General features: G+C 47.3%; 16 protein-coding genes and 1 riboswitch. Of the genes, 6 read left to right on the top strand and 10 right to left on the bottom strand.

Going from position 1 to position 22,023, the window contains the following annotated elements; translation table 11 throughout:
- Window positions 1-63: 63 nt before the first annotated feature.
- A riboswitch (SAM riboswitch) is annotated at window positions 64-171 on the bottom strand.
- A gap of 129 nt (window positions 172-300) precedes the next feature.
- From BC792_RS07730 to BC792_RS07720, 4 genes are all read left to right on the top strand, one after another.
- On the top strand, window positions 301-1,470 hold the full coding sequence (locus BC792_RS07730) for an alpha-hydroxy acid oxidase (protein ID WP_148908420.1): 1,170 nt from the start codon (window positions 301-303) through the stop codon (window positions 1,468-1,470).
- Between the two features lie 126 nt (window positions 1,471-1,596).
- Window positions 1,597-2,037, top strand: a complete 441-nt coding sequence (locus tag BC792_RS07725) for a 6-pyruvoyl trahydropterin synthase family protein (RefSeq protein ID WP_148908419.1) — start codon at window positions 1,597-1,599, stop codon at window positions 2,035-2,037.
- 132 nt (window positions 2,038-2,169) lie between these two features.
- Window positions 2,170-2,595, top strand: coding sequence for a hypothetical protein (locus tag BC792_RS18590; protein ID WP_246154909.1), 426 nt, complete (start codon window positions 2,170-2,172; stop codon window positions 2,593-2,595).
- A 77-nt stretch (window positions 2,596-2,672) separates the two neighbouring features.
- A complete protein-coding gene (locus tag BC792_RS07720) occupies window positions 2,673-4,352 on the top strand; it encodes an ATP-binding response regulator (RefSeq protein ID WP_246154908.1) in 1,680 nt (559 codons plus the stop codon).
- A gap of 16 nt (window positions 4,353-4,368) precedes the next feature.
- Here BC792_RS07720 and BC792_RS07715 read toward each other — a convergent pair whose 3' ends face one another.
- From BC792_RS07715 to BC792_RS07695, 5 genes are all read right to left on the bottom strand, one after another.
- On the bottom strand, window positions 4,369-5,133 hold the full coding sequence (locus BC792_RS07715) for an exodeoxyribonuclease III (protein ID WP_148908418.1): 765 nt from the start codon (window positions 5,131-5,133) through the stop codon (window positions 4,369-4,371).
- Between the two features lie 57 nt (window positions 5,134-5,190).
- Window positions 5,191-5,940: a peptidylprolyl isomerase gene (locus BC792_RS07710; protein WP_148908417.1), complete on the bottom strand. Its 750-nt coding sequence runs from the start codon at window positions 5,938-5,940 to the stop codon at window positions 5,191-5,193.
- 147 nt (window positions 5,941-6,087) lie between these two features.
- On the bottom strand, window positions 6,088-6,438 hold the full coding sequence (locus tag BC792_RS07705; RefSeq protein WP_148908416.1) for a hypothetical protein: 351 nt from the start codon (window positions 6,436-6,438) through the stop codon (window positions 6,088-6,090).
- Window positions 6,439-6,587: 149 nt separating this feature from the next.
- Window positions 6,588-7,025, bottom strand: coding sequence for a low molecular weight protein-tyrosine-phosphatase (locus BC792_RS07700; protein WP_148908415.1), 438 nt, complete (start codon window positions 7,023-7,025; stop codon window positions 6,588-6,590).
- A 138-nt stretch (window positions 7,026-7,163) separates the two neighbouring features.
- Window positions 7,164-8,699, bottom strand: coding sequence for a Do family serine endopeptidase (locus BC792_RS07695; RefSeq protein ID WP_148908414.1), 1,536 nt, complete (start codon window positions 8,697-8,699; stop codon window positions 7,164-7,166).
- A 209-nt stretch (window positions 8,700-8,908) separates the two neighbouring features.
- On the opposite strand from BC792_RS07695, the gene dapF reads away from it, so the two are divergent.
- Window positions 8,909-9,688, top strand: a complete 780-nt coding sequence (gene dapF / locus BC792_RS07690) for a diaminopimelate epimerase (protein WP_148908413.1) — start codon at window positions 8,909-8,911, stop codon at window positions 9,686-9,688.
- Between the two features lie 143 nt (window positions 9,689-9,831).
- The gene (locus BC792_RS07685) at window positions 9,832-12,705 is read left to right on the top strand and encodes a DEAD/DEAH box helicase (RefSeq protein ID WP_148908412.1); all 2,874 of its coding nucleotides are present in this window, start codon (window positions 9,832-9,834) and stop codon (window positions 12,703-12,705) included.
- A gap of 8 nt (window positions 12,706-12,713) precedes the next feature.
- Here the strand turns inward: BC792_RS07685 and flxY are convergent, their stop codons facing one another.
- Genes flxY through BC792_RS07660 form a run of 5 tightly spaced genes read right to left on the bottom strand, consistent with a single transcriptional unit; the run spans window position 12,714 to window position 22,021 of the window.
- Window positions 12,714-14,021 (bottom strand): flexirubin biosynthesis putative acyl-CoA ligase FlxY, encoded by a 1,308-nt coding sequence (flxY, locus tag BC792_RS07680; RefSeq protein WP_148908411.1) that lies wholly within the window; start codon window positions 14,019-14,021, stop codon window positions 12,714-12,716.
- Complete coding sequence (locus BC792_RS07675) at window positions 14,003-15,676, bottom strand: C45 family autoproteolytic acyltransferase/hydrolase (RefSeq protein WP_148908410.1); 1,674 nt, start codon at window positions 15,674-15,676, stop codon at window positions 14,003-14,005. Before BC792_RS07675 ends, flxY begins: the two co-directional genes overlap by 19 nt.
- The gene (locus BC792_RS07670; RefSeq protein WP_148908409.1) at window positions 15,673-17,193 is read right to left on the bottom strand and encodes a phytoene desaturase family protein; all 1,521 of its coding nucleotides are present in this window, start codon (window positions 17,191-17,193) and stop codon (window positions 15,673-15,675) included. The genes BC792_RS07675 and BC792_RS07670 overlap by 4 nt, the downstream gene beginning before the upstream one ends.
- On the bottom strand, window positions 17,190-20,807 hold the full coding sequence (locus tag BC792_RS07665; protein ID WP_211357494.1) for a 1-acyl-sn-glycerol-3-phosphate acyltransferase: 3,618 nt from the start codon (window positions 20,805-20,807) through the stop codon (window positions 17,190-17,192). Before BC792_RS07665 ends, BC792_RS07670 begins: the two co-directional genes overlap by 4 nt.
- A 32-nt stretch (window positions 20,808-20,839) precedes the next feature.
- Window positions 20,840-22,021, bottom strand: coding sequence for a DUF2062 domain-containing protein (locus tag BC792_RS07660; protein ID WP_148908407.1), 1,182 nt, complete (start codon window positions 22,019-22,021; stop codon window positions 20,840-20,842).
- Window positions 22,022-22,023: the final 2 nt, after the last annotated feature.

Raw genomic sequence — 22,023 nt, 5'->3', positions numbered from 1 at the left:
TTGTTAAATTTTCTTTCCTTAAAACTGCTGCTTGGAGAGAAGGACACTAGGACTAGTGATCTCAGCTTATCTTTCTCCGCGCTTCGCTATGGAGTAGAATGTAGCACCTTGTCCAGTGACAGGTTGCTAAGGCTTCAGCGGGTCTATTCCCTCTGCCTTTCTCTATAAGCGTCGCTAAGATAAGGATAACTATTGTAACTGCCAAAATTATTTTTGCCTGCCGCCGCACCCTCCTGTACAGGATGGTATTTTCGTCAATAGTATGTATCTTCGGCGTCTGTATTTTAAGCCGTAATTCTCATGAGTAATAAAATCTTATATCGATATAATCCGAAGTATCCGTCTGTGGCCGATCTAAAGACAAAAGCGAAATCGAGGATCCCTAAATTCGCTTTTGATTATTTAGAGGGTGGAGCAAACGAAGAATTCAATCTGGCAAAAAATGAAAGCGACTTCGACGATATTTTTCTGAAACCGCAATATCTGCATGTCGCGGGAGACATCGACATGTCGGTGGAGCTATTCGGACGTAGATATAGCGCTCCTTTTGGTATTTCTCCGATCGGTTTACAGGGGCTCATGTGGCCCAATGCTCCGGAGATACTGGCTAAAGCCGCCGCGAAACACGACATTCCTTATACACTCAGCACCGTATCCACGAGTAGTATAGAGCGTATTGCCGAAGTGTCGGATGGAAAGGCTTGGTTTCAGTTGTATCATCCTACAGAGGACCTCTTACGGGATGACATACTCCGCCGCCTTAAAGACGTAGAGTGTCCTGTGCTGGTGGTGCTGGTTGACGTTCCTTCATTCGGTCTCCGATATCGGGAAATAAAGAGCGGGCTGTCGATGCCTCCTAAGATGAACGTTTCCAACATTGTACAGGCGCTTATGCGCCCCATATGGGGGATTAAAACGCTACAACATGGCATCCCTTCGTTTGCCACCTTGAGACCTTACATGGAAAAAGGGCTGGATCTGACACAGCTCGGGCAGTTTATGAACCGTACGTTCACAGGAAAGGTAAATGTCGAAAAAGTTAAGGCGATACGCAACATCTGGAAAGGCCCTTTGGTCCTCAAGGGAATAACGACAGACGAGGACATGCAGGCGGCTATCGATATCGGCGTGGACGGTGTAATCGTTTCGAACCATGGCGGTCGACAAATAGACGCAGGAGAATCCTCTATCAACTCGCTCATACACCTAGCTGCCAACCCTGCTTACAAAGCGAAGGTTAAAATCATGCTTGACGGAGGCATCCGGTCCGGTGTTGATCTGGGCCGTGCGCACGCTGTGGGATCCGATTTTAATTTTATGGGAAGGCCCTTTATGTATGGCGTCGGCGCTTTAGGCGACGAAGGGGCTGAGCATACGATTAACATGTTCAAAGCGCAGCTCTACCAGGTCATGCAACAGCTCGCGCTGGAAAATGTCAGCGAATTTCCGGGACGTCTGTTAAAGCGGTAGCAGGCCCGGGCTGCATGGGCCGCCGCGAAAGGCCGGCAGAGGTTCCGTCTACCTCTTGAAAAGGTAGACGGCGCTTTCCTATTTTTTTCGGCGGCCGTACTCAAAATCTATTCCTATCTTTGTGTCATGATTGTTGCTGAACGCTACCATGATATTTCCTGCGGCCACCGGGTCGTGGGGCATGAAGGAAAGTGCCGTTTTCTGCACGGACACAATTACCGGATACACTTCACTTTAGCAGCAGATGAGCTGGACGAAATTGGACGCGTTGTGGATTTTTCCGTTATAAAGACAACGCTTTGTCAATGGCTGGAGGACAACTTTGATCACAAATTCCTGATCTGGGAGAACGACGAGCTGCTTCTTCAGTTGCAGGAAGTTGCCGGCGATAGCTTAGTGATTGTCCCGTTCAACCCCACGGCAGAACAGATTGCACGCTACTTGGTTGAGCACATTGGTCCAGATCAGTTGAAAGACTATCCTGTGCGGTTGATTTCCTGCAAAGTGGAGGAAACGGCAAAATGCTCGGCGACCTATACGATCCCACCCACCCGCCTTCAGCGCTGATACACCAAGCCGGCCGGACGATAGGCACAGCGACCTCCTCGGGAGAAGAGGTTCAGACAAAATGGACATTCGTTAAGAAGCAGGAAAACAATTACATAGTAATTAAGTATTTTTGTTTCAAATTTGTTAACTGTGTCAAAGAGAGGAAAGAAAACGTTTTTGTTACGAAAGGTTTTGATTGGAGCTGCAATAGCGCTTTTCTGCTATCTGAGTGCGCTCTTTTTTTATCAATACGTAACTTACCAGAAGGTCAAGGGGCAGTTGAATGCAGCTTATGCATCGAGTCAGAATCAATCGGCCACGCTGTACCGGCTGTTCTCCACATTCGGTGAGGCGGATAACCTTTTCCGTCTCTATACGATCGACTTCGACCAGCCCACCTACATGCAATATAAAAGTAAGTTAGACACCATTAAACATGTAATAGATTCTCTGTCGGCGCTGCCCATCGAAAACAACCCTCTGCTCCAGGGCACGGATGCAATTCGGGAGAAAGATCTTCTTGCAGACGAATTTGCACACTTAAAAAAGAACATTGATGATCTGGTCTTTTTATAGCGCAGGATTCTCTCCCCGCTCTCGTTACAAGAAAGAATACAACCATCCCCGCCCCCCGTTATCTGGGGGCCGACTCCGTGTTAAGCAGAATCCTTAGCGACACCTCGCTCAATTACAACCGCGCAGATACTATCATCCGGAAAAAGCAAGGTCTTTTCAAGCGGATATTTAATGCGAAGAACGATACGCTCGTCTCTCGCTCTACCGCCGAGCAACTGAATGTAAAGCAGATGGACGCGGTATACCGAAACGTTGAGCACGTCGTCACGCAGAATGAAAAAATTTTCCAGCGTAATTTACACCATCTACGCGGGAAATTTCTCTCTCTCCACCAGAAAGAACGCCAGCTTATCCAAGCTAATTACCGGCTGTTGAACGACCTAAAAAACGGGATAGACAATCTGAAGGAGCGCGAGCAATCGGTCGTACGCAATGCTCAGGAGCAGGATTTAGCCGTTCATAAGGAGAATGCCGGACGGTTGGAGCGTCAACTGATCGCAGCGCTTTGTATTATGCTGCTGATGATCGTTTTCATTCTGTTCTACCAGTACAACGCAGCCAAATACGAGCGGAAGCTGCAGGCCGAAAAAGAATATGCGGCAAGAGTTGCTGAAGAAAAAACCAGCGTGCTGGCGAGCGTCAGCCATGAGGTACGCGCTCCCATCAACTCGCTCATGGGCATCATCGACATTTTGAAGAAAGATGGAGGTAAGCCAACCATAAACCGCGAATACCTTGATTCCGTAGCACACGAAATCGCCGTTATTAACACTTCTGTAAACGACATCTTGAGCCTAAGCAAGCTGGAAGTCGGTGCGCTAGCGGTAAAAAATGAGTATTTCGGCCCGAAACGCTTGCTGGAGGATATTGTTGGGATGTACGTCTATCAGGCAAAGAAAAAGGGAATAGCGCTGGAGCAGGAAGTAAATATCGACCAGCGGACGGAAATATACAGCAGCCCTTTCAGACTGAAACAGATCGTTTCCAATCTTGTAAGCAACGCCATCAAATATACACAAAGGGGAACAGTAAAGCTTTCCGCGTTTATCGAAGGAAGTGGGGAAAGCGCCACCTTAATTGTTAAAGTCAAAGACACGGGTATCGGAATAAAGCCCGAGCACCAGAAGCATATCTTCCGTCAGTACTACATGGCTGATAATAAACTCCGATCAACCGGATTCGGCCTTGGGCTATATATCTCGAAATTGTTGTCGGAACAATTACATGGCGACATTAGCCTAGTCAGTACGCCCCGGGTGGGATCAACATTTACGTTAACTATTCCGATTACGGATATGCGTGAGGACACGGTGAGACGGAAACCATACACATTGGCTGATCTGCCCAAAGATCTCCGATTGGTCCTTATCGACGACAATAGAATAAATATCCTGTATTTAAAGCATTATTTTAAGGATTTTCCCAACGTATATACGTTTGACAGTGGAGAAAGCGCCTTAAAATTCATGCAGTCGACCTCTATTGATGTCGTTATTACGGATGTCCTTATGCCGGACATCAACGGATGGGATGTACTGAAGGAAGCGCGACAAAACGATCGCCTTAAAACAGCGATGATAATCGCATTCACCTCGGACACGATGCATGTAGAAAGCGTTCACAACACGGACGCCGGAATGGCTTTCGACGGCGTGATAACGAAGCCGCTCGACGAACAGCAGCTTGTTTCTCTTATATTATCGAAGATGAGCCGGAATATCCCCACTGCGGCCGCAGGAACGCCACCTGCTGTATAATGCATCCGCGAGCAGTCTACCTGAGCTCCAGCAGCACCGGGCAATGGTCGGAATGTACTGCCGACGATAAGATTTCGGCGTTGACAAGCCTGTCCTTCAACTGCGTCGAAATCATGTTATAGTCGATCCGCCAACCTAAATTTCGGGCCCTCGCACCTGCTCTGTATGTCCACCACGTGTAATGATGCGGTTCCGGATTAAGGTGCCGGAATGAATCTATATATCCCGAGGCGATAAAATTCTCCATCCACTCCCGTTCGGCCGGCAAGAAGCCCGAACTGTTTGCGTTCGACTTGGGATTATGTATATCAATGGCCCTATGACATATATTAAAGTCGCCGGAAATAACCAGATTCGGCTTTTCCAGCAGTAGCTTGTCACTATACGCCTGGAAGTCGCCGAGGAACCGGTATTTAAATTCCTGCCTGATATCGCCGGTAGTTCCGGATGGAAAATATACACTCATCACCGACACGTCCTCGAAATCAGCACGGATTATCCTTCCCTCAAAATCGTAATCCTCTTGACCACAGCCATAAGCAACATGTGTCGGCGTAATTTTTGTAAAAATAGCTGTTCCGCTATAGCCCTTCTTCTGCGCGGGATACCAGTAATGTTCATACCCCATTTCTTCCAGAAAGATGATTTCCGGAATCTGGTCGGGCGTGGCTTTAATCTCCTGTAAACAGATAATATGCGGATCGACAGACCTTACCCATCCTATCCAATCTTTCTTTAGGGCGGCCCGCAATCCGTTAACATTATATGTAACAATCCTCATAGGTAGTTTAGTTCTTTTTAACCATCATGCGCACAGTCCTTCGGCGCAGACAATCCGTTAATAGTATCGCGAAGAGAACAGGTCGAAGAATTTTGTTAAGAGGCCGGTCTTCGGTTTCAGTCCTGCCGCTTCGCGCTCTAAGTTCAGTGCCTCACGACGTGTTAGCAGTGTCATGGACATCCGCACATCCTTTAAAGGCCTGTCCCGTTCGTCTGTCGCCACCGCGGCAATGCTATCGATAACTTCTACGCCGCTCAGCAACTCGCCGAAGACGGTATAATTACCATCCAGATGGGGCGTTCCGCCGATCGTGCTATAAGCCTGGCGCTGGGCAGCGGAAAGCTTTTTACCATTCAAACGGAATTGCTCCAACGAGTCTAACGCCGCAGGCGAGAAAACCCGTCCCTGTACGAGATAAAACTGTGAGGCAGACGATTGTTTTGCGGGGTTGTTATCACGTGCGGCGCCGATGGTACCTTTCTTGTGTATCAATCCCTCCTGAATCTCTGCCGGAATCCTGTAGTCCGGCCCTCCGTTTCCGAGCGCCTGCTTTTCAGCAGCATAGCGCGAATCCGGATCGCCGCCTTGAATCATAAAATTTTGGATTACACGGTGGAACAGCAGGCCATCGTAGTAGCCGTCTTTTACCAACTTTACGAAGTTATCGCGGTGCTTCGGCGTTTCATTGTACAGCTTCAACAGACACTCGCCTTTGTCGGTTTTGATTACCACGTAATGGTGCGCTGGCGTTTTGGCCCACACACTTACAGAGAAGCAGAGGCAAAGGAGCAACAAATTTAATTTCATATATCTGTTCATCTATTTTTTATGATCATGAGGAATATGGATGTTTATTCTTCGATTTTCCCTAGCGTCGATCCGTAATTTGGCCTATTGAGAAAACTAAGCCCGTCTTCTTTACGGTTTCAATGGCCTTGTTGTCAACGCAATTTTTTATGATAAGGAATAGGTATCCTCAAAATAATCGACAATTAACGACTTCAGAATGAGCTCCTGTTCCAGTAAGGTATAGTTGGGGATCGGCTTGATGAGCTTCCAGTGGGGCCACCCCTCTTCATCTAGTCCATTGAGCTCGTAAAAACCCATAGCACTAAATAGCCTGCAGGTTGCGATATGCATCAGTTCCTCTTTTTGTCTTTTTGAAAATTGCTGGGGTCCTTTCCCCAGCTCCTGCACACCTATCAGGAAAAGCATAACCTTTATATCCGGCAGCTCCATGTCGAAGTCGCGGGCAATGAGCTGCTGCAATTCCGCCCATTTTTTATTTACTTCGGATGCTTTCATATGTAATATTCATTCGTGTTTATGTTTATGGCGTTTGTCCGGATCGTTGTATTCGCAACTTGCTCTTTTAGGCGCTTACGCTACCTCGTGGTCATCGTGTCTGTGTTTTCAATGACGGACATTTCCATTTTATTTGGCAAAAGTAGCGATTATTTGGCCAGATCTCGAATGAGCTCCCTGCATCTCTGTTCAATCATGTGGAATACGGGCTCAAACTGGTTTTCGTCGAAATAGGGATCGGGAACAATACCATCCGGTAAGAACATGCGTACTTTATCTTTGTCGGCGGCGTTTCTAGCTTTAGCAAGAACATCACGGTAGTTGTTCCTGTCCATCACGTATATATAGTCGTATAGGTCGAAAAAGTCGGATACAAACAATCGGGCGCGTTGCGCGGAAATGTCAACACCGTACTTATGTGCGACGGCGATAGAACGGCGGTCGGGTTCCTTCCCGACATGCCAATCGCCTGTCCCTGCTGAGTCGACCTGCCAATCTAATCCCGATTCGGCAACAAGGTGGGCAAGTATGCCATGCGCCAAGGGCGACCGGCATATATTTCCTAAACAAACCATTAAAATCTTCATCGCCCTAAAATAACGTTATTATACCAAAAATCATATTGCCACATGCTGATCCCGCTATGCCCGGATCCCCTGTCGCGTAAAACCTATATACAAAAAAGGTGGGCTATCAAGCCCACCCTGTAACCAAAAGTATGTAAATTAATATTCTATTGGGAAGTTGAATTCGACCGTTCCACTCTCTGACACGCCCGTTATGCGAACGATATTCCGTCTAGTGCTTGATAAGGCAGACTCGACGTCGTCTACATTGTTCACAGGCCTACCGTTAACATGGGTAACAACAAGGCCTTTTTCTACGCCGAAATACTCAAACATACCGCCTCTATGCACCTGTGTTATAACAACACCTGAACTTACACCATATTTCTTTTTAACGGCGTCGGACGCAGGGGTGAAACTAGCTCCTAATTTATTGAAGATCTCTGTCGCACTCTTGCTGGTTTCCTCATCGGCGCTGGCTTTTTTCGTATCTTGGGCCTTTAACGTCACGGTTACCTCTTTTTCTTTTCCTTCCCGCTTATAAGTCAATTTAATTTTGTCTCCAGGGCTCAATCTAGCGACACGTTCCTGCAGATCTGACGATGAATAGATGGTATTACCTTCCACTTTGGTGATGACATCGCCTTTTTTAATTCCTGCAGCAGCTGCGGCTCCATCTTTCACCACGTCAGCAACATATAAGCCATTCAATTCGTCTACGTTATACTGTTTCCTAACCGCCTCGTTCATTTCCAGGAAGTTCACGCCTACGTATCCACGTTGTACCGCTCCGAATTCTTTGAAGTCGTTTACGATTTTCTTTACCAAGTTAACCGGAATGGCAAAACCATAACCGGCATATACGCCGGTCGGAGACGCAATAGCGGCATTAATACCGATCAATTCTCCCTGCGCATTTACCAATGCCCCGCCACTGTTACCTTTGTTAATTACGGCGTCAGTCTGGATGAAGGATTCCACGGCCGTACGAACAATAGGCTCACTTGGCTGTCCATAGCCGTACGGAGACTGGCCCTGGTCGCCCAATATACCAATCTGTCTTCCTTTCGCACTGACGATACCAGCCGTAACTGTAGACTGAAGGCTAAGCGGATATCCAACCGCTAGTACCCATTCGCCGATGCGCACGTTGTCTGAGTTGCCAAACTTGACAAAAGGAAGATTCGATGCACTCACCTTGATGAGCGCGAGGTCAAAATCGGGATCCCGACCGATAACCTTCGCTTCAAACGTACGTTGGTCTGTCAGCTGCACCTCGATTTTGTCCGCATCTTCGACCACGTGGTTGTTTGTCACGATGTAGCCATCCGGCGATATCAAAACCCCAGATCCGGACGCCATCGCCTGACGAGGCTGTGCACGGCGCTGCTGAGGCATGCCGAAAAACTCCTCGAATAAGTCGAATGGAGAAGATCCTCCCCGTTGCGAATTACGCGCACTCATTGTTACTTTGATATGAACAACGCCGGGAGAAACCGCAGCTGCTGCCTGGGTGAAATCCGGATTTCCGGTCGATGCCAATATTTCACTACCTGGATTTTTCGCAAAAAAAACTTTTTGCTGCTCTTCGAAGGTCATGTTTTCCTGTTGTTTATTTTCGAAGATTTTGTAACCTCCGATAGCTACCGCACCTCCTACGAAAGCCGTTAATAAACTCACTCCTATCTTCTTCATATTCTTAATTGCTGTAATTATCTATTATCTTTAAAAATATTTTTAGTTTTTAAGGTTTGTTCAAATGTAATACCATTAGAATTGGCTTCCTCACTTTTGGCAGTTAAAAAATGTTAACTGCTGGCGATCCAAAGACATTTTAACATGTTTTAACAAACGGATTAATAATTGTAACAAGAATATTAAATTTGGGGCATATTTTCAAGGAAATGACAAGAAAAATCAAATTTTCAAAATACCAGGGCGCGGGGAATGACTTTATCTTAATAGATAATAGGCATGGTTTTTTTGATAGGGATGACCATGATGCTGTCCGAAAATTGTGTGATAGACGATTCGGCGTTGGGGCGGACGGTCTTATGCTTCTTCAAGATACAAAAAATTTTGATTTCGAAATGATCTATTACAATGCAGACGGCCGCGAGGGCACCATGTGTGGAAATGGGGGACGCTGCATTGTCGCATTTGCCCGGGACTTGGGTATCGTGCGCGACAAAACTGCCTTTTTGGCAGTCGACGGTCAACATGACGCTGTAATCACTAACAACCGGGTCGACCTGGGTATGATAGATGTTTTTACGGTACGGCGGGATGGAGAGGCTTACGTATTAAACACCGGCTCTCCGCATTACGTGGAGTTTGTGCAGGCTCTGGCATCTATGAATGTCTATCAGGCGGGTTTCGCTATCCGGAATAACGAAATCTACCGGGAGGATGGTATTAATGTCAACTTTATTGAAAAGGAGGGACATGGCTATTTTGTACGCACCTTCGAACGGGGGGTAGAAGATGAGACGTTCGCTTGCGGTACCGGTGCCACCGCCGCCGCAATGGCCGCTGCTATCCGGGAAAACTTAGAAGGCGACGTTGAGATACCTATCCGTGTTCTCGGCGGGCAACTATATATTGCGTTTAGAAAAGCAGGCGATTCGTTCACCAACGTGCGGCTAAAGGGCCCCGCAGACTTCGTTTTTACGGGAGAGGTGTAACCGGCTTTCTAGACAGAGAGGGGTACTCTCCCGCTCACTTTCCCCGCAATAGCCCAGACCGATATTTCTTTCCGAAGTAGCACCAGAATGTAAGCGGATTTATGTATATTAGAGCCTTTTTTTAAGCGCGCCGAAAGTTTTTGATGCAACAAGTTGATAGCAAATTACCGTTTAAACTGGTTTACTCGTTAGGGGAACATCCATATTTGGGTTTTTTAATTGAACCCCATATCGTACAACTGAATCCTAACGGACAGTATTCGTTGAGCTATAAACGTATCTTCACCAACACGATCGGCGACTTCGCCAGCGCTCTCGACGATACAGATTATTACCTCATTAAACAGCTTGACGAGATTGAACAAACCAGCATCATCAAGCGCTATCACAAAAAGGCAATCCGTCCTGTGGATTTTTTTGGGAAGGTATTTGATCAAAAGATCTATGATTACATCCGCCCAAAAATAGATCAAAAAATCTTGATGGTACTGGAGAAAATCGGCGATAAACCTCTTTTTCTAATGAGCAAAGATGGCTACCCAGCAGATCAGGAGCTCCATATCGCGGATGAACCAACGTCGGTTTTATTCCATTTTCGCCGGAACGAGATAGAGACCCGTTATTTCCCTACACTGAAATATAAGGGAAACAGACTCGATTTCATGTATAAGGGGGCACAGGTTATTGTCAACAAACAGGCATGGCTCCTGGTTGAAAACACGCTTTACCATTTTGACCAGGCGATCGACGGGAAAAAATTAAGTCCCTTTTTAAACAAACGCTATATTGCCGTGCCCCGCGCCACTGAAAAGCGGTACTTCGAAACATTTGTCACTGGTCTCATCGAAAAACATCACGTTTACGCCGAGGGCTTTGACATCAGGACACACCGGGAGGACGCAAAGCCCCTATTAAAACTGTTCTATACGGAACCGGGAGACTCTTCTATTCAACTATCCTTTGCGTACGGCCCATACGAATTTACTGCGGGCACCGACCATCCTATTACCGTCCGCCTTGAACATCAAGAGCAGGAGGATCATTATGTCTTCCACCGAATCAAGCGCTCGTTGGTTTGGGAGCAGAAACAAGCTTCCTTCATCGAGCAGCTGGGATTGCGTAAAAAGGACGTCTTATTTGGCAACTATGTCTTAGATGACCCGGGTTCCTCCATCATTGACTGGCTCAATCTGCATCAGGAAGAGCTGTTGTCAAAAGGTTTCTCCATTACACAGGCCAAGGGCGACAAACGTATCTTCATAGGACGGACAACCCTTGAAATAGCCGTGGAGGAAGGGAATGACTGGTTTGACATTAAAGCCTTTGCACATTTCGGGCCTTATGCCATTCCTTTTGTCGAGCTACGCGAGCATATATTGAACAAGGAGCGCGAGTTCGTTCTTCCAAATGGGGAGATCGCCATTATTCCGGAAGAGTGGTTTGCGCAATACGAGCATCTTTTTCAATTTGCAACAAAAAAGGACGGTTTAAAGCTCAGCAAGACGCATGTGGGTCTACTTTACGAAGCTACCGAGCACATATCGGCCACTTTTCATCACAAGTTGGAGCGGCTTCTGGATTTTAAACAGATCGAAGAAGCTCCACTGCCATCGCATTTCCGGGGAGCTCTACGACCTTACCAAAGAGCCGGATACAACTGGTTTTATTTTCTACAGAGCTATAAGTTTGGTGGATGCCTTGCCGATGATATGGGTCTAGGAAAGACGGTCCAGACATTGGCACTGCTACAGCAGCAGAAGGAAGCATTAAAAGACGGTGAGCAGCCAAAAACCTCTCTACTGATTCTTCCCACATCGCTAATCTACAATTGGCAACGGGAAGCGGAAAAGTTTGCTCCTCAGCTGCGTATCCTACTGCATACGGGCAACAACCGTGTAAAAGACGCGTTCGGGTTTTCACATTTCGATCTTGTCATTACCACGTACGGAATTGTCCGCAGCGACACTTCTTTATTGGCCTCGTTTTTCTTTAATTACATTATCCTGGATGAGAGCCAACATATAAAAAATCCGGGTTCCAAATCATTTAAGAGTATCAAGAGCCTGAAAAGCAAACATAAGCTCGCCCTAAGTGGAACGCCGATCGAAAACTCGGTCGCGGATATCTGGACCCAGATGCACTTTACCAACCCCGGTTTGCTGGGTTCCTACAGCTACTTTCAAAAAGAGTTCGTAACGCCTATAGAAAAGAAGAAGGACGAGACCAAGGCGTTGAGACTGCAAGCTATGGTGAAACCTTTTATATTGCGGCGGACAAAAGACCAGGTGGCACAGGAGCTGCCTCCGAAAACAGAGCAGACTATATTCTGTGAAATGTCCGAGGAACAGCTAGCGCTATATGAAAGCACTAAATCGGAATACCGCAATGCGTTTCTCGACGGGACCATGCAAAATGGAAAAGGGAATCAAATCATGTTGCTACAAGGGCTAACGAAGCTTCGACAGATCGCGAACCATCCCAGCATGCTGCAGGAAAGCCAACATATTCCGTCGGGGAAATTTGACGCTGTAATAGAAATGCTGGATTCGATTTCCGCCGAAGGACATAAGGTTCTGATCTTTTCGCAGTTTGTAAAACACTTACAGCTCTTCAAAGCATATTTTGACAGCAAGAAAACACCTTATGCCTACTTAGATGGCAGCACACGGGACCGTTCCGAGCCGGTGACCACCTTTAAAGAAAACAGCAGTATAAAAATTTTTCTGATATCCATCAAGGCGGGTGGCGTCGGCCTCAACCTAACTGAGGCAGACTATGTGTTTATTTTGGACCCGTGGTGGAATCCTGCCGTCGAACAGCAGGCTATCGACCGCTCACATCGTATTGGACAGACGAAAAACGTATTCATTTATAAGTTTATCAGTAAAGATACTGTTGAGGAAAAGATCCTTGCGTTACAAAACCGCAAAAAAGCACTCTCCACAGCGCTCATAAAAACCGAAGAAAGCTTTATCAAATCGTTATCGTCAGAAGATATCCACGAGCTGCTGCGATAAGCGGATCATCAAACAGCTGATTTCCTTTTATCGATAAAGGTTATGGGCTTTCGGCTTAGTGGATTGAATATCACCTTCTGTAATTCTTCAGATGGCCGCCACTCTACCCTCGGTGTGACACGCAATTTGGCTCTGAAATGATCTTTTACCTGTTGCAACAGCTGGTCCGATGGCTGTTGGGCTCCCAAATAGATAATTATCTCATCTGTCCCGATCTCGTTGCTCGTAATTTCAATGACATGGTGCTCGATTTCAGGAAATCCGGCCAGCAGATCGTGCATTGCAGGCGGGTATAACGTCGTCCCCTTGTATTTCACCATATGTTGCTTCCGTCCTTCGACAGGTCCGATGCGATAGGTATTCCGTCCACAGCTGCAGGGTTCAATATGTTTGCGAACGATATCGCCCGTTTTAAAACGCAGCAAGGGAACGCCCTGCACGCCCAATGTTGTGACGACCAGTTCGCCACTTTCACCGTCCGGCGCGGGGTTCTCCTGATCGTCCAGCACCTCTGCAATGACCAGATCTTCATGCACATGTCCGCCCCGAAAAGCGGAACATTCTGTAAATGCAGCTCCCATTTCGGTAGATGCATAAGTGGAATAAAGTTGTAGTGGCCATTTTTCTTTTATGCGCGTTGCCAGCACGGAGTCGTTAAACGCTGCGTCCCGTAGAGACTCTCCTATACATAGTACCGCCTCCACACTAGTCTCCCTGCAATTGATATTATGCTGTTCCGCATACTCGATCATCTTCAGTAAAAAAGAAGGTACGGCGATCAAAAATTTCGGCTTATGCTGCAGGATAACGTCCCATTGCATTTGAGGGATGCCCGATCCGACGCGCAATACGCCTGCTCCCAATTTACGCAGTCCAAGGAAGTAGGCAAGACCTGCCATAAACCGGCGATCCATGGTTGTCATCAGCTGAACCACATCTCCGGGCTGAACACCGATGGTTTGAAACGAACGCATCTCGTTGTATGCCAAACGGTCAAGGTCACTGTCGACCAAGCCGAATGTCACCGGCTTCCCTAACGTTCCTGAGGTGGAGCAATAGTCTATAATCTCGGTACGATCTACGCAGAAAAAATCGTCGTTATGCCGTTGAATATCGTCCTTACAGGTTGTCGGTATGCGCCGAAGGTCCTCCAGCGTGCAGATTTCCTCGACAAGAATGCTATGTTGACTGAATAACCGCTGGTAGTACGGTGAGTGTTCATTCAGGTAGTTTAGCTGTCGTCTTAGCAGTTCCTCTTGATAAGCTTTAATTTCATACGACGATTGCCTTTCCATTATTACCGTCTTTTGTTCCATTTCGTTGTAGCCCGTTTTAGGTGGTTCTGCACGGATCTCTTTGCCGGTTGGGTGGGGATCTCCCTATCGAGCGCCTGCCGGAAAAAGGTCTGTGCTTCTGTATAATTCTGCTTAAGATAAAAAATTCTGCCGGCAATATCATGCCCTAGCCATAAGTCGGGATTGAGCCCCACGTATCTTCCGACCTCGACATCTGTTATGTCGTCTACGTCTTTGGCGGCAAGTTTGTCCAAATATCGGTCGGTCAGGATCCTAAACTCCTTAAAGCCGCTATAGGCATCTGACAGGATGAAGTCGTCAGCCGGTAGGGCCAGGGAGTCGATGCCGAAAGATCGATATCCTTCCCGCTCAGCACGGAAGACTTCTCTTAGATCGTAACATACGAAAGGTCCCATTTGTCCGGGACCATTAGACACATAAACACGTCGGTCTTCGGGCAGGAATACAATACCATGGTGGGCCAGTAAGTGATTTAAGCTTTTATCATTACCTAAGCCTATCGACATGCCACCATGTCCGGATCTATCCCGCAATATCTGGATGGCATCGACGGGCAAAAGCCTTCCCCTAGTGTTTAGCAGCTCTTCCAGCCGCCGGTATCGGTAAAGGGAATGGCTCCGCTTTATGTGCTTTTCATTACGCCGGTCTTTCGAAAAAGCTTGCCCTTGGAAATGATTTGTGCATATCAGCCGGTCCCCCCATGCTTCGACCACATCGATGTGCTTTGGCGATATCTCAATAAGAACGGCCTTTCCATCTTTAGCGCTTCCAATCATCAGCGATTCCGAAACGAACACCTTATGCTGTCTGGCAATCCGGACAGCCTCGTCGATGTTAGACGCGTGCTGCAGGATGGATCGCGCGACCAAAGAAATGGGTGTCTTTGCTGAAAAAGGGATAGATGATTTGCCTGCGTTTAAGGTCACCGACAGCCCCTCAAGATTCATTCCGGAGAGCACGCCTACCATCCCCGGCCAAGATACAGACATATAAGGGATGCCCTCGGACGGCTTTACAAAATAAACCATCTTTTGCTGCGCGAAAGCGTCGTTCATGTAGAAATCCAGATTTCGGCCGATCAATAACTTTCCGTCTGCCGTTCCGCTGTCCCATGCTGCAAAGGAGGAGCAACCGACCACTGCAAGGTCTTGGAGTACATGGCCGATATCGTGTGCAGCATGCATCCAGAGCGTCCGTTGGTAGGGAGTACCCAAATAGTCGTAATCCCCGCTTAGATAGTTCGAAAGAGCGCCAAGCTCCGAGAGGTAGGAGTCAGGAATATGCCGGTCTAAATCGCGGTTATACCAGCGGACAAACCCCATGATCCATTTCCGTTTCCGTATAGAAGGCACATCTTCCAGCAACTTGTCGATAAAGATCGTTTCCTGTCTGTTGTAGAGGTCGCGGGAGAGGCATCCCATTGCAGCACCGGCATACGCTGGTTCACCGGATAAATACATTTCCCAGTTGCCAAAGGGCCCTTTCACCAAATAGTTCTCCCCCAAGGCTCGAAGCGTGTCGGTATTTATATCTAGGTGTAGCGTGTCATAGCTATCGACGTCCACTTGGGAGTGGCGTTGAATTTCCTTCGATGGAGCGCAGGCCTCACACCAAAAGAGAAGAAGTCCTACGATGATTGCTATGGACGACCTCATTTTGTTTCTCTTATTTTTTTTAGCAAATACGACCTACCCAATATCTCTGCGCAGGTAGCTATAGCTCCTACCGTAACACCGAGAATGCCATGCATATATATACCATGGCCTGTTAAGTAAAAATTGTCAATTTTTGTTTTCGGTGAAATAAAAGTATTTAAAGGATTTGCCGCATCCTTCACGTGTCCGTATAGGTTGCCCCGATGCACGCCTATGTAATCCCGAAAGGAGAGTGGCGTAGAGACATAAGCGTATGACACCGCGTCCTGTATGCCTGCTATCCGTAAGGCCACTTTATTTAAAAGCTGTTCCATTTTTTCTTTTTTGAACAGCTGATAATCTCGTCCTCTGTCCGTCGGCGCCAGAACTGTATTTCTGGTCGTGCTCCACTTTTCCACTTCGGCGAAGTCCATATACGTCAGGACAGTCAACGTCTCTGCGTAGCCCGGATGTTCTGGATCTTCCGTCATGGAGAGCATAAACATCGTAGGCCATTCATGAGGTAGGTAGCGCACCGCAGTTCCTACTGACGCGACGCTATCATGATAGTACAAATTGCTGCTCCGGTACTCAATTTGCTTGGGCTTTAACACGAGATGCAAGCTGAAGGACGAGGTAGTTACGGACAGCTCCTGGATTCTATCGTAGTAGCTTTTTCTAAAGTAAGGTCTTCCGATAAGCTGAAGAGCTCTTTTCGGGTCGATGTTTGCTATAAATAGATCGGCGCTATACCGCCGGCCGGCATCTGTAGTAACTGCCTCCACCCGTCCGTCGAGCATTTCGACGGCCGTAACCTCTTCCCTATTAATGGCCTCGCCTCCGAGCCGCCGCAAAGTACGGACTAGTAGTTTACTTATCTGACTTGCTCCCGCGACACATCGATATGCACTTTGAATGTAAGAATTGACAGCTAACGCATGGACATAGAATGGTGTCTTTCCTTCCTCGCCGGCATACAAAAAGTTATTTCCGATCAACACGGCCCGGAGCTTCTCATCCGACGTCAGCTTCCGAAAATACTCCGTGACGTTTGTATATAACACTTCCGACTTATAGCCCTCCCCCTCATCGGCGTAGTACAGCGGGAATGCAGCACACGTATACTGAAGGTCCGCGACATATTTCCTGAGCGCCTGTTCTTCCGCTGGAAACTCCTGCACGAGGCGCGCGACAAAAGCCTCATAGCCTTGAGCGACTGGATAGCACCTCGGGTCATTACCAAAGCATATCTCGTCAAACACGGTAGGCATCGGTTCAATTTTCAGCTCGGACATAATCCCCAGGTACGAAAAATAACGGTGCAGGTTCTGCCCGTCGGCCAATCCGCCAATGTAATGAACACCCGTGTCAAAAATCTTTTTATTCCGCGAAAAGGTCTGCAGATTTCCGCCGAACTGCTTGTTCTTCTCGAGCACACAGACGCGGCGTCCCTCTTTGGCCAGAGTCACGGCGGAGACCAGACCGCCCAGGCCACTGCCGATCACAACGACGTCGTATTTGCATTCCCCAGAGATCATCGGTTATAACGGATAAGTAAATCTGACAATTGACTTTTCGTCCACCCCTCCGTTACCAGCAGAGGTTCTTCTTTAAAAGTATATATTTCTTTAACAGATTCCAACAACCCGAGAGGAATAGTCGCGATCTCTATTTCAGGATGGAGCACAAGAATCTCTACGTGATCGGCTATTGTTTCCTGAAAACGAATTTGCCGCTGCTGTACCCAGTAGATACTCGCTGCTACCGCCCTCTTGGCTTCATCAAGGATAACGCCGTTTATCTTACGATTGCCATTCAATAGGGACAGCAGGTAATCCAGCTCTCCATAGGTGTCTGAAAAATGGAAAACTTTCAATCCGTCGGACAGATAACGATCCAGCTCCCGGTAAAGGGCAGCGAAATCTTTTATATTTCGCTTAACCCGTGCGACGATCTCCTCGTCCTTATAAAGGTAGGCGAGTGTTATTTTTTTCTGAAAATAGTAGCGATCTTCTACCTTGTGTCGCCAAGCTGCATACGCTTTCCGAAACGCCCGTGCAATCTGCTTCGTACGCTCGGCATATCCAACACCGTAGGTCTCATCTGATTTGTCAATCCGTTTACCGATGACCGATGTCAACTTTCCTCCAAAGATAAGGATATCTCCTTTCGGAAGGACATCGCCATTACCCAACAGATAGACGGGAAGTACATCTATTTCAAATTGCTCTGCCAGATAAAAGGCTCCTTTGTGGAACCGCTTTAGCGTATTATCATAGGAACGTGTACCTTCCGGAAATACAATCAATGAGTATCCCTGGTTAACCTTTTCACCCAGGTACCCCAGTCCTTCGTTCAGACCGCTGCTAACGGGATAAAAGCCTAACGCTTTTACGGCCCGGCCAAAAACGGGGGAGTTCCATACCCAATCGTTTACCAAAAAAATCCCTTTCGGAACCAGCATTCCGAGCGAGAGCGTATCTAAAAAGGAACTGTGGTTCGCGATGATTACCGCCGGCTTTTCAAACGTCTCTCCGTAAGGGTTCAGCGTCTTGACTTTCGTCAGCGGATGGAGGTAAAGAACGGACTTCATAAAGGCAGACATCGTCTTTCTAAACGCAGCATCCTTTTTTTCGGCCGACCAAGGAAAAAAACGGAGGCAACCTCTATAAAGTATCGAGAGTACGAGACAGCCTAATCCGTAATACGCAAAAAACAGCAGTGAAAAAAAGAGTATTTTTAGTGTGAAGGGAGATTTTCCCTGCTTTGCGCGGATGGATATAAAAAACTGAAACAACAAAGGATAGAAGACGAACGTAATAATGACGGCAGCAAAAACGCCGATCAGGGATACGAAAGCAATAGAAAGCAACGCCGGATGTTTCGCAAAGATTAGCGCACCTATGGCTAATATCGTCGTTAATACAGCCAGTAAGATAGAGGTCCTATAAGTCTGCAGCTCGTCTTTTCCGGTACTATACTGCTTCTGCAGGGCCGCTGTCATAAAGATACTGAAATCTACCCCGTGTCCAAACACCAAAGTACAGACGATCGCACTAAAGATATTGAATTCGAGGCCGAACGCCCCCATGATGCCAGCAGTGACCAGACCTGTAAGTCCGATGGGTATTGCGCTCAACAAAACCAGCTCTATACGACGGAAAAAGATCCAAAGAATAAATAACACAGCGAAAAAAGAATACCCCACCAGCCGATTAAAATCATTCCGGAGCTGTCCGAGGAAGGTTTCATTTAAATTTTGGCGGTCGATCAGCAGGATTTCAGGAAATGCGGTCATCCGCTTTAGGAATGCCTCACGTTTCGATTCATCGAGCTTGACCAATGTTGCTATGGTATAGAAGCCATCGCGTTCCGCGACATAATCCGTCAATCCGAGCACCTGGTGAGTGCCAGGCACCTCCAATGTGACTGGTTTATGCTGATATTTCAGTAGTTCGTAAAAGGGCCGGTGTGCTTCTGCCGTGAATCCATATTGCTCGCCGGCTTCCTGAAGCCCGCCGATAACCCGTTCACGCCGGCCCGCAGACCAAAATCTCTGCCAATAGTCAATTTTAGCCACCTGCTGCTCCCTGGAGAGCGGCATAGCATTAGCACCCGAAAAGTCGATTATTTCGCCCTGCCTTTTGGCTTCATTTAGCAGCGGGACCAGCTTGTCCGCCTGCCGCGCAGCCTCTTCAAAATGCGCTCCTGTCGCTACCAGATAGATAGATTTTGAAGAGGCATTCGTTAAGTGATCCAGTTTCTCTTCCACCTCCCGAAGATCATCGGGAACGAAATTAAGATCGGCTATATTGTTGTTATAAGTGACGCTGCCTCCCGTGAAGAAGCTCGCTACTATCAGTACTAGACAACATCCTAGAAGTATCCTGCTTCTCTCGAAAGGGAACGAAGCCAGCCGGTCTATTACCGATCGGTATTGAATCGCTTTTTTTGGTCTGTAGAGGTGTGGGGTAATGATCAGTGTAAAAATAGCGGATGAAAAAATACAGATCGATGCAAAAATACCCAAATCTACGAGTGCTTCTGAGTGTACAAACAACAAGCAAAGGAAGGCTACGGCGTTAGTCGCGCCGCTCATCAAAAGGGGGCGTGTCAGCTCACGGTAGAGTTCGCGTACGTCTCCAGATTTTTTGAAATGGGTTAGAATATGTAGTGTATAGTCGATGGTGATTCCAAGCAATACCGCTCCTATGCTAAGCGAAATAGCGGAGATAACCGGCTTATATAGATACAGACAGGCTACAGCCAATAAAACAGAAAAGACTGTCGGTATGAACACCAGTATAGGAATATACATATTCCGGTAGAACAATACCAGTAAAAGCATCAATACAGACGTCGAGACGAGTACCGTCGTCGAGATATCTTTCTTGATCTGCTCCGCATTGGCGACGGCGATCGGTGCGGCTCCATAGTACGAAATCGTTAGCCTGGAAGCGTACGCTGCCTGCAGTTGCCCACAAACTTGCCGGATCCGCTGGACAAGCGCCGTATTATGTTCGGTGTCGGCTCCCTGATACACCGGTTCCAAAAAAAGCAGGAGCTTGGTAGTGTCCCGCGAGACAATGAATCCGTCATATAACGTAAAACGGTCGCCAACCGCTTGGCGTTGTATCTTTTTTAGGCCGAGTGCTGTGATGCCTAGCGGATCCCGCTGTAAGAAGTTGCCGGTGATGATGCCGGTCGGGGAAATAAGGGTGCGGTAGTTTTGCGCAACCTGTTCAGCGATGGCTGAAGGCGACAGCTTGTCCTGAACTACCGTATAATCTTCTCTGTCAAGAAACAAGGGCAGATTTTGATACACGAAGTCGAAAGCCGAGGTCATCTCTTCTGTACCGATTCTGCCTGTGATGTGTTTTATATAAAGGGTATCCCTCTGTAACGAATCGGTAAGCTTAGCGGCTGCCTCTGTTAATACAGACGAAGAGATGGTGTCGCCTTTCTCCACCAAAATCGTAATCTTATCCGCAAAATTAACCTGCTTCAGGGCTTTTGATATCCTGCCGGTGCGCTCATCTTTTGGGATGATCTGCGTAATATCTTCCTCGAATGTCAGGCGTAGGGCCAGTGTACCGCATCCTATCAGGAACAGTAGGGCGATCGCGCAGGCGGCAATCTTGTTTTTTTGCACCGCCCTGTAGATATGGTAAAAAAAGCCGTCCATTAATCCGCAGAAATCGATTGCTGTTGACGTTTCAAAAGGAAATAGCTTAAAAACCCAATCAGCAGAGCCATAACGCTGGCTAATAAAATACTACCAATCAGGTATTGCCATAAATGGGTCTGTACTGCCTCTAGCGAAATTCCATCTAGTTGAAGAATGACGTTTGACGGATAGACGATCCCCCCCACCAACAAGGAAAAATAGATAATTATCGGTATAACGGGAGCAAAGCTAATGTTGGAAAACGCAAAAGCCAATACCTTATTTAGCCGCAATAGCACCGCTAATGTTATCGTTATGGCCGTCTGAAATCCCCATACCGGCGCTATTCCCATAAACACCCCTAGGCCGATTGATAGCGCCTTTTTTTCCGGCGAGTCGTCGCTGCCCAGAACGTTCTGTTTAAAAAACTCGGTTAGACTTTTTTTTTTGAAGTTTCGAAAGAAGTTTCTAGGGGCAATATAAAAAAAGGTTAAAAAGACCAACACCGTATTAAGCACACTTATCCGCGCAAAATCTCTGAAAGGTCTAAAATGAGAAACCCGTTCCGCAGGGTCGTATAGCACCTTTATAGGAACATTCCTTACGGTGACACCGCGCCAGGCGGCACGTACTATAACTTCTATCTCAAATTCAAATTTTCGGGTATAATATTTCTGTGATATAGCGTGCAGTGGATAGGCCCGAAAACCCGACTGCGTGTCGGACAATCTAATGCCCGTCTCGAACCAAAACCAAAAATTGGAAAATTTATTGCCGAAACTGCTTTTCCGCGGGACGGTGTCCTGCATCATATTACGGCTCCCGATCAGCAGTACAGCCTTCTCCGCATGGGCGATTTCCTCGACAAACACGGGAATATCGTCGGGATAGTGTTGGCCGTCGGAGTCTATCGTTATCGCGTAGGAAAAGCCCAACTGGCGCGCACGCTGCATGCCCACCCGCAACGCCATTCCCTTCCCGCTATTTTGCTCCAAATGAAGGGTATAGGGCAAGTCATAGCCCGCTAAAATCTCCCGGGTCGCATCGGTAGAACCGTCGTTAACGACGATAACAGCAGACGTATAGCTAAGGACACCATCTATGATTCGGCATAGTGTTTTTTCGTTATTATACGTCGGTATAATAATAACTATGCCTAGACGGGCAATTTCCGCTGCTATTTGTTCTTTTCCAACCATGT

It is taken from the genome of Sphingobacterium allocomposti, from assembly GCF_008124885.1.
Taxonomy (GTDB): domain Bacteria; phylum Bacteroidota; class Bacteroidia; order Sphingobacteriales; family Sphingobacteriaceae; genus Sphingobacterium; species Sphingobacterium allocomposti.
This window is presented reverse-complemented; position numbering and strand designations above follow the sequence as displayed.

Coding starts and splice junctions, on each gene's coding strand:
- BC792_RS07705 (WP_148908416.1), bottom strand. CDS start 6,438: ATGAAAGCATCCGAAGTAAATAAAAAATGGGCGGAATTGCAGCAGCTC.
- BC792_RS07670 (WP_148908409.1), bottom strand. CDS start 17,193: ATGATCTCTGGGGAATGCAAATACGACGTCGTTGTGATCGGCAGTGGC.
- BC792_RS07695 (WP_148908414.1), bottom strand. CDS start 8,699: ATGAAGAAGATAGGAGTGAGTTTATTAACGGCTTTCGTAGGAGGTGCG.
- BC792_RS07710 (WP_148908417.1), bottom strand. CDS start 5,940: ATGAAATTAAATTTGTTGCTCCTTTGCCTCTGCTTCTCTGTAAGTGTG.
- BC792_RS07675 (WP_148908410.1), bottom strand. CDS start 15,676: ATGAGGTCGTCCATAGCAATCATCGTAGGACTTCTTCTCTTTTGGTGT.
- BC792_RS07715 (WP_148908418.1), bottom strand. CDS start 5,133: ATGAGGATTGTTACATATAATGTTAACGGATTGCGGGCCGCCCTAAAG.
- BC792_RS07660 (WP_148908407.1), bottom strand. CDS start 22,021: ATGGTTGGAAAAGAACAAATAGCAGCGGAAATTGCCCGTCTAGGCATA.
- BC792_RS07700 (WP_148908415.1), bottom strand. CDS start 7,025: ATGAAGATTTTAATGGTTTGTTTAGGAAATATATGCCGGTCGCCCTTG.
- dapF (WP_148908413.1), top strand. CDS start 8,909: ATGACAAGAAAAATCAAATTTTCAAAATACCAGGGCGCGGGGAATGAC.
- BC792_RS07730 (WP_148908420.1), top strand. CDS start 301: ATGAGTAATAAAATCTTATATCGATATAATCCGAAGTATCCGTCTGTG.
- BC792_RS07725 (WP_148908419.1), top strand. CDS start 1,597: ATGATTGTTGCTGAACGCTACCATGATATTTCCTGCGGCCACCGGGTC.
- flxY (WP_148908411.1), bottom strand. CDS start 14,021: ATGGAACAAAAGACGGTAATAATGGAAAGGCAATCGTCGTATGAAATT.
- BC792_RS07685 (WP_148908412.1), top strand. CDS start 9,832: ATGCAACAAGTTGATAGCAAATTACCGTTTAAACTGGTTTACTCGTTA.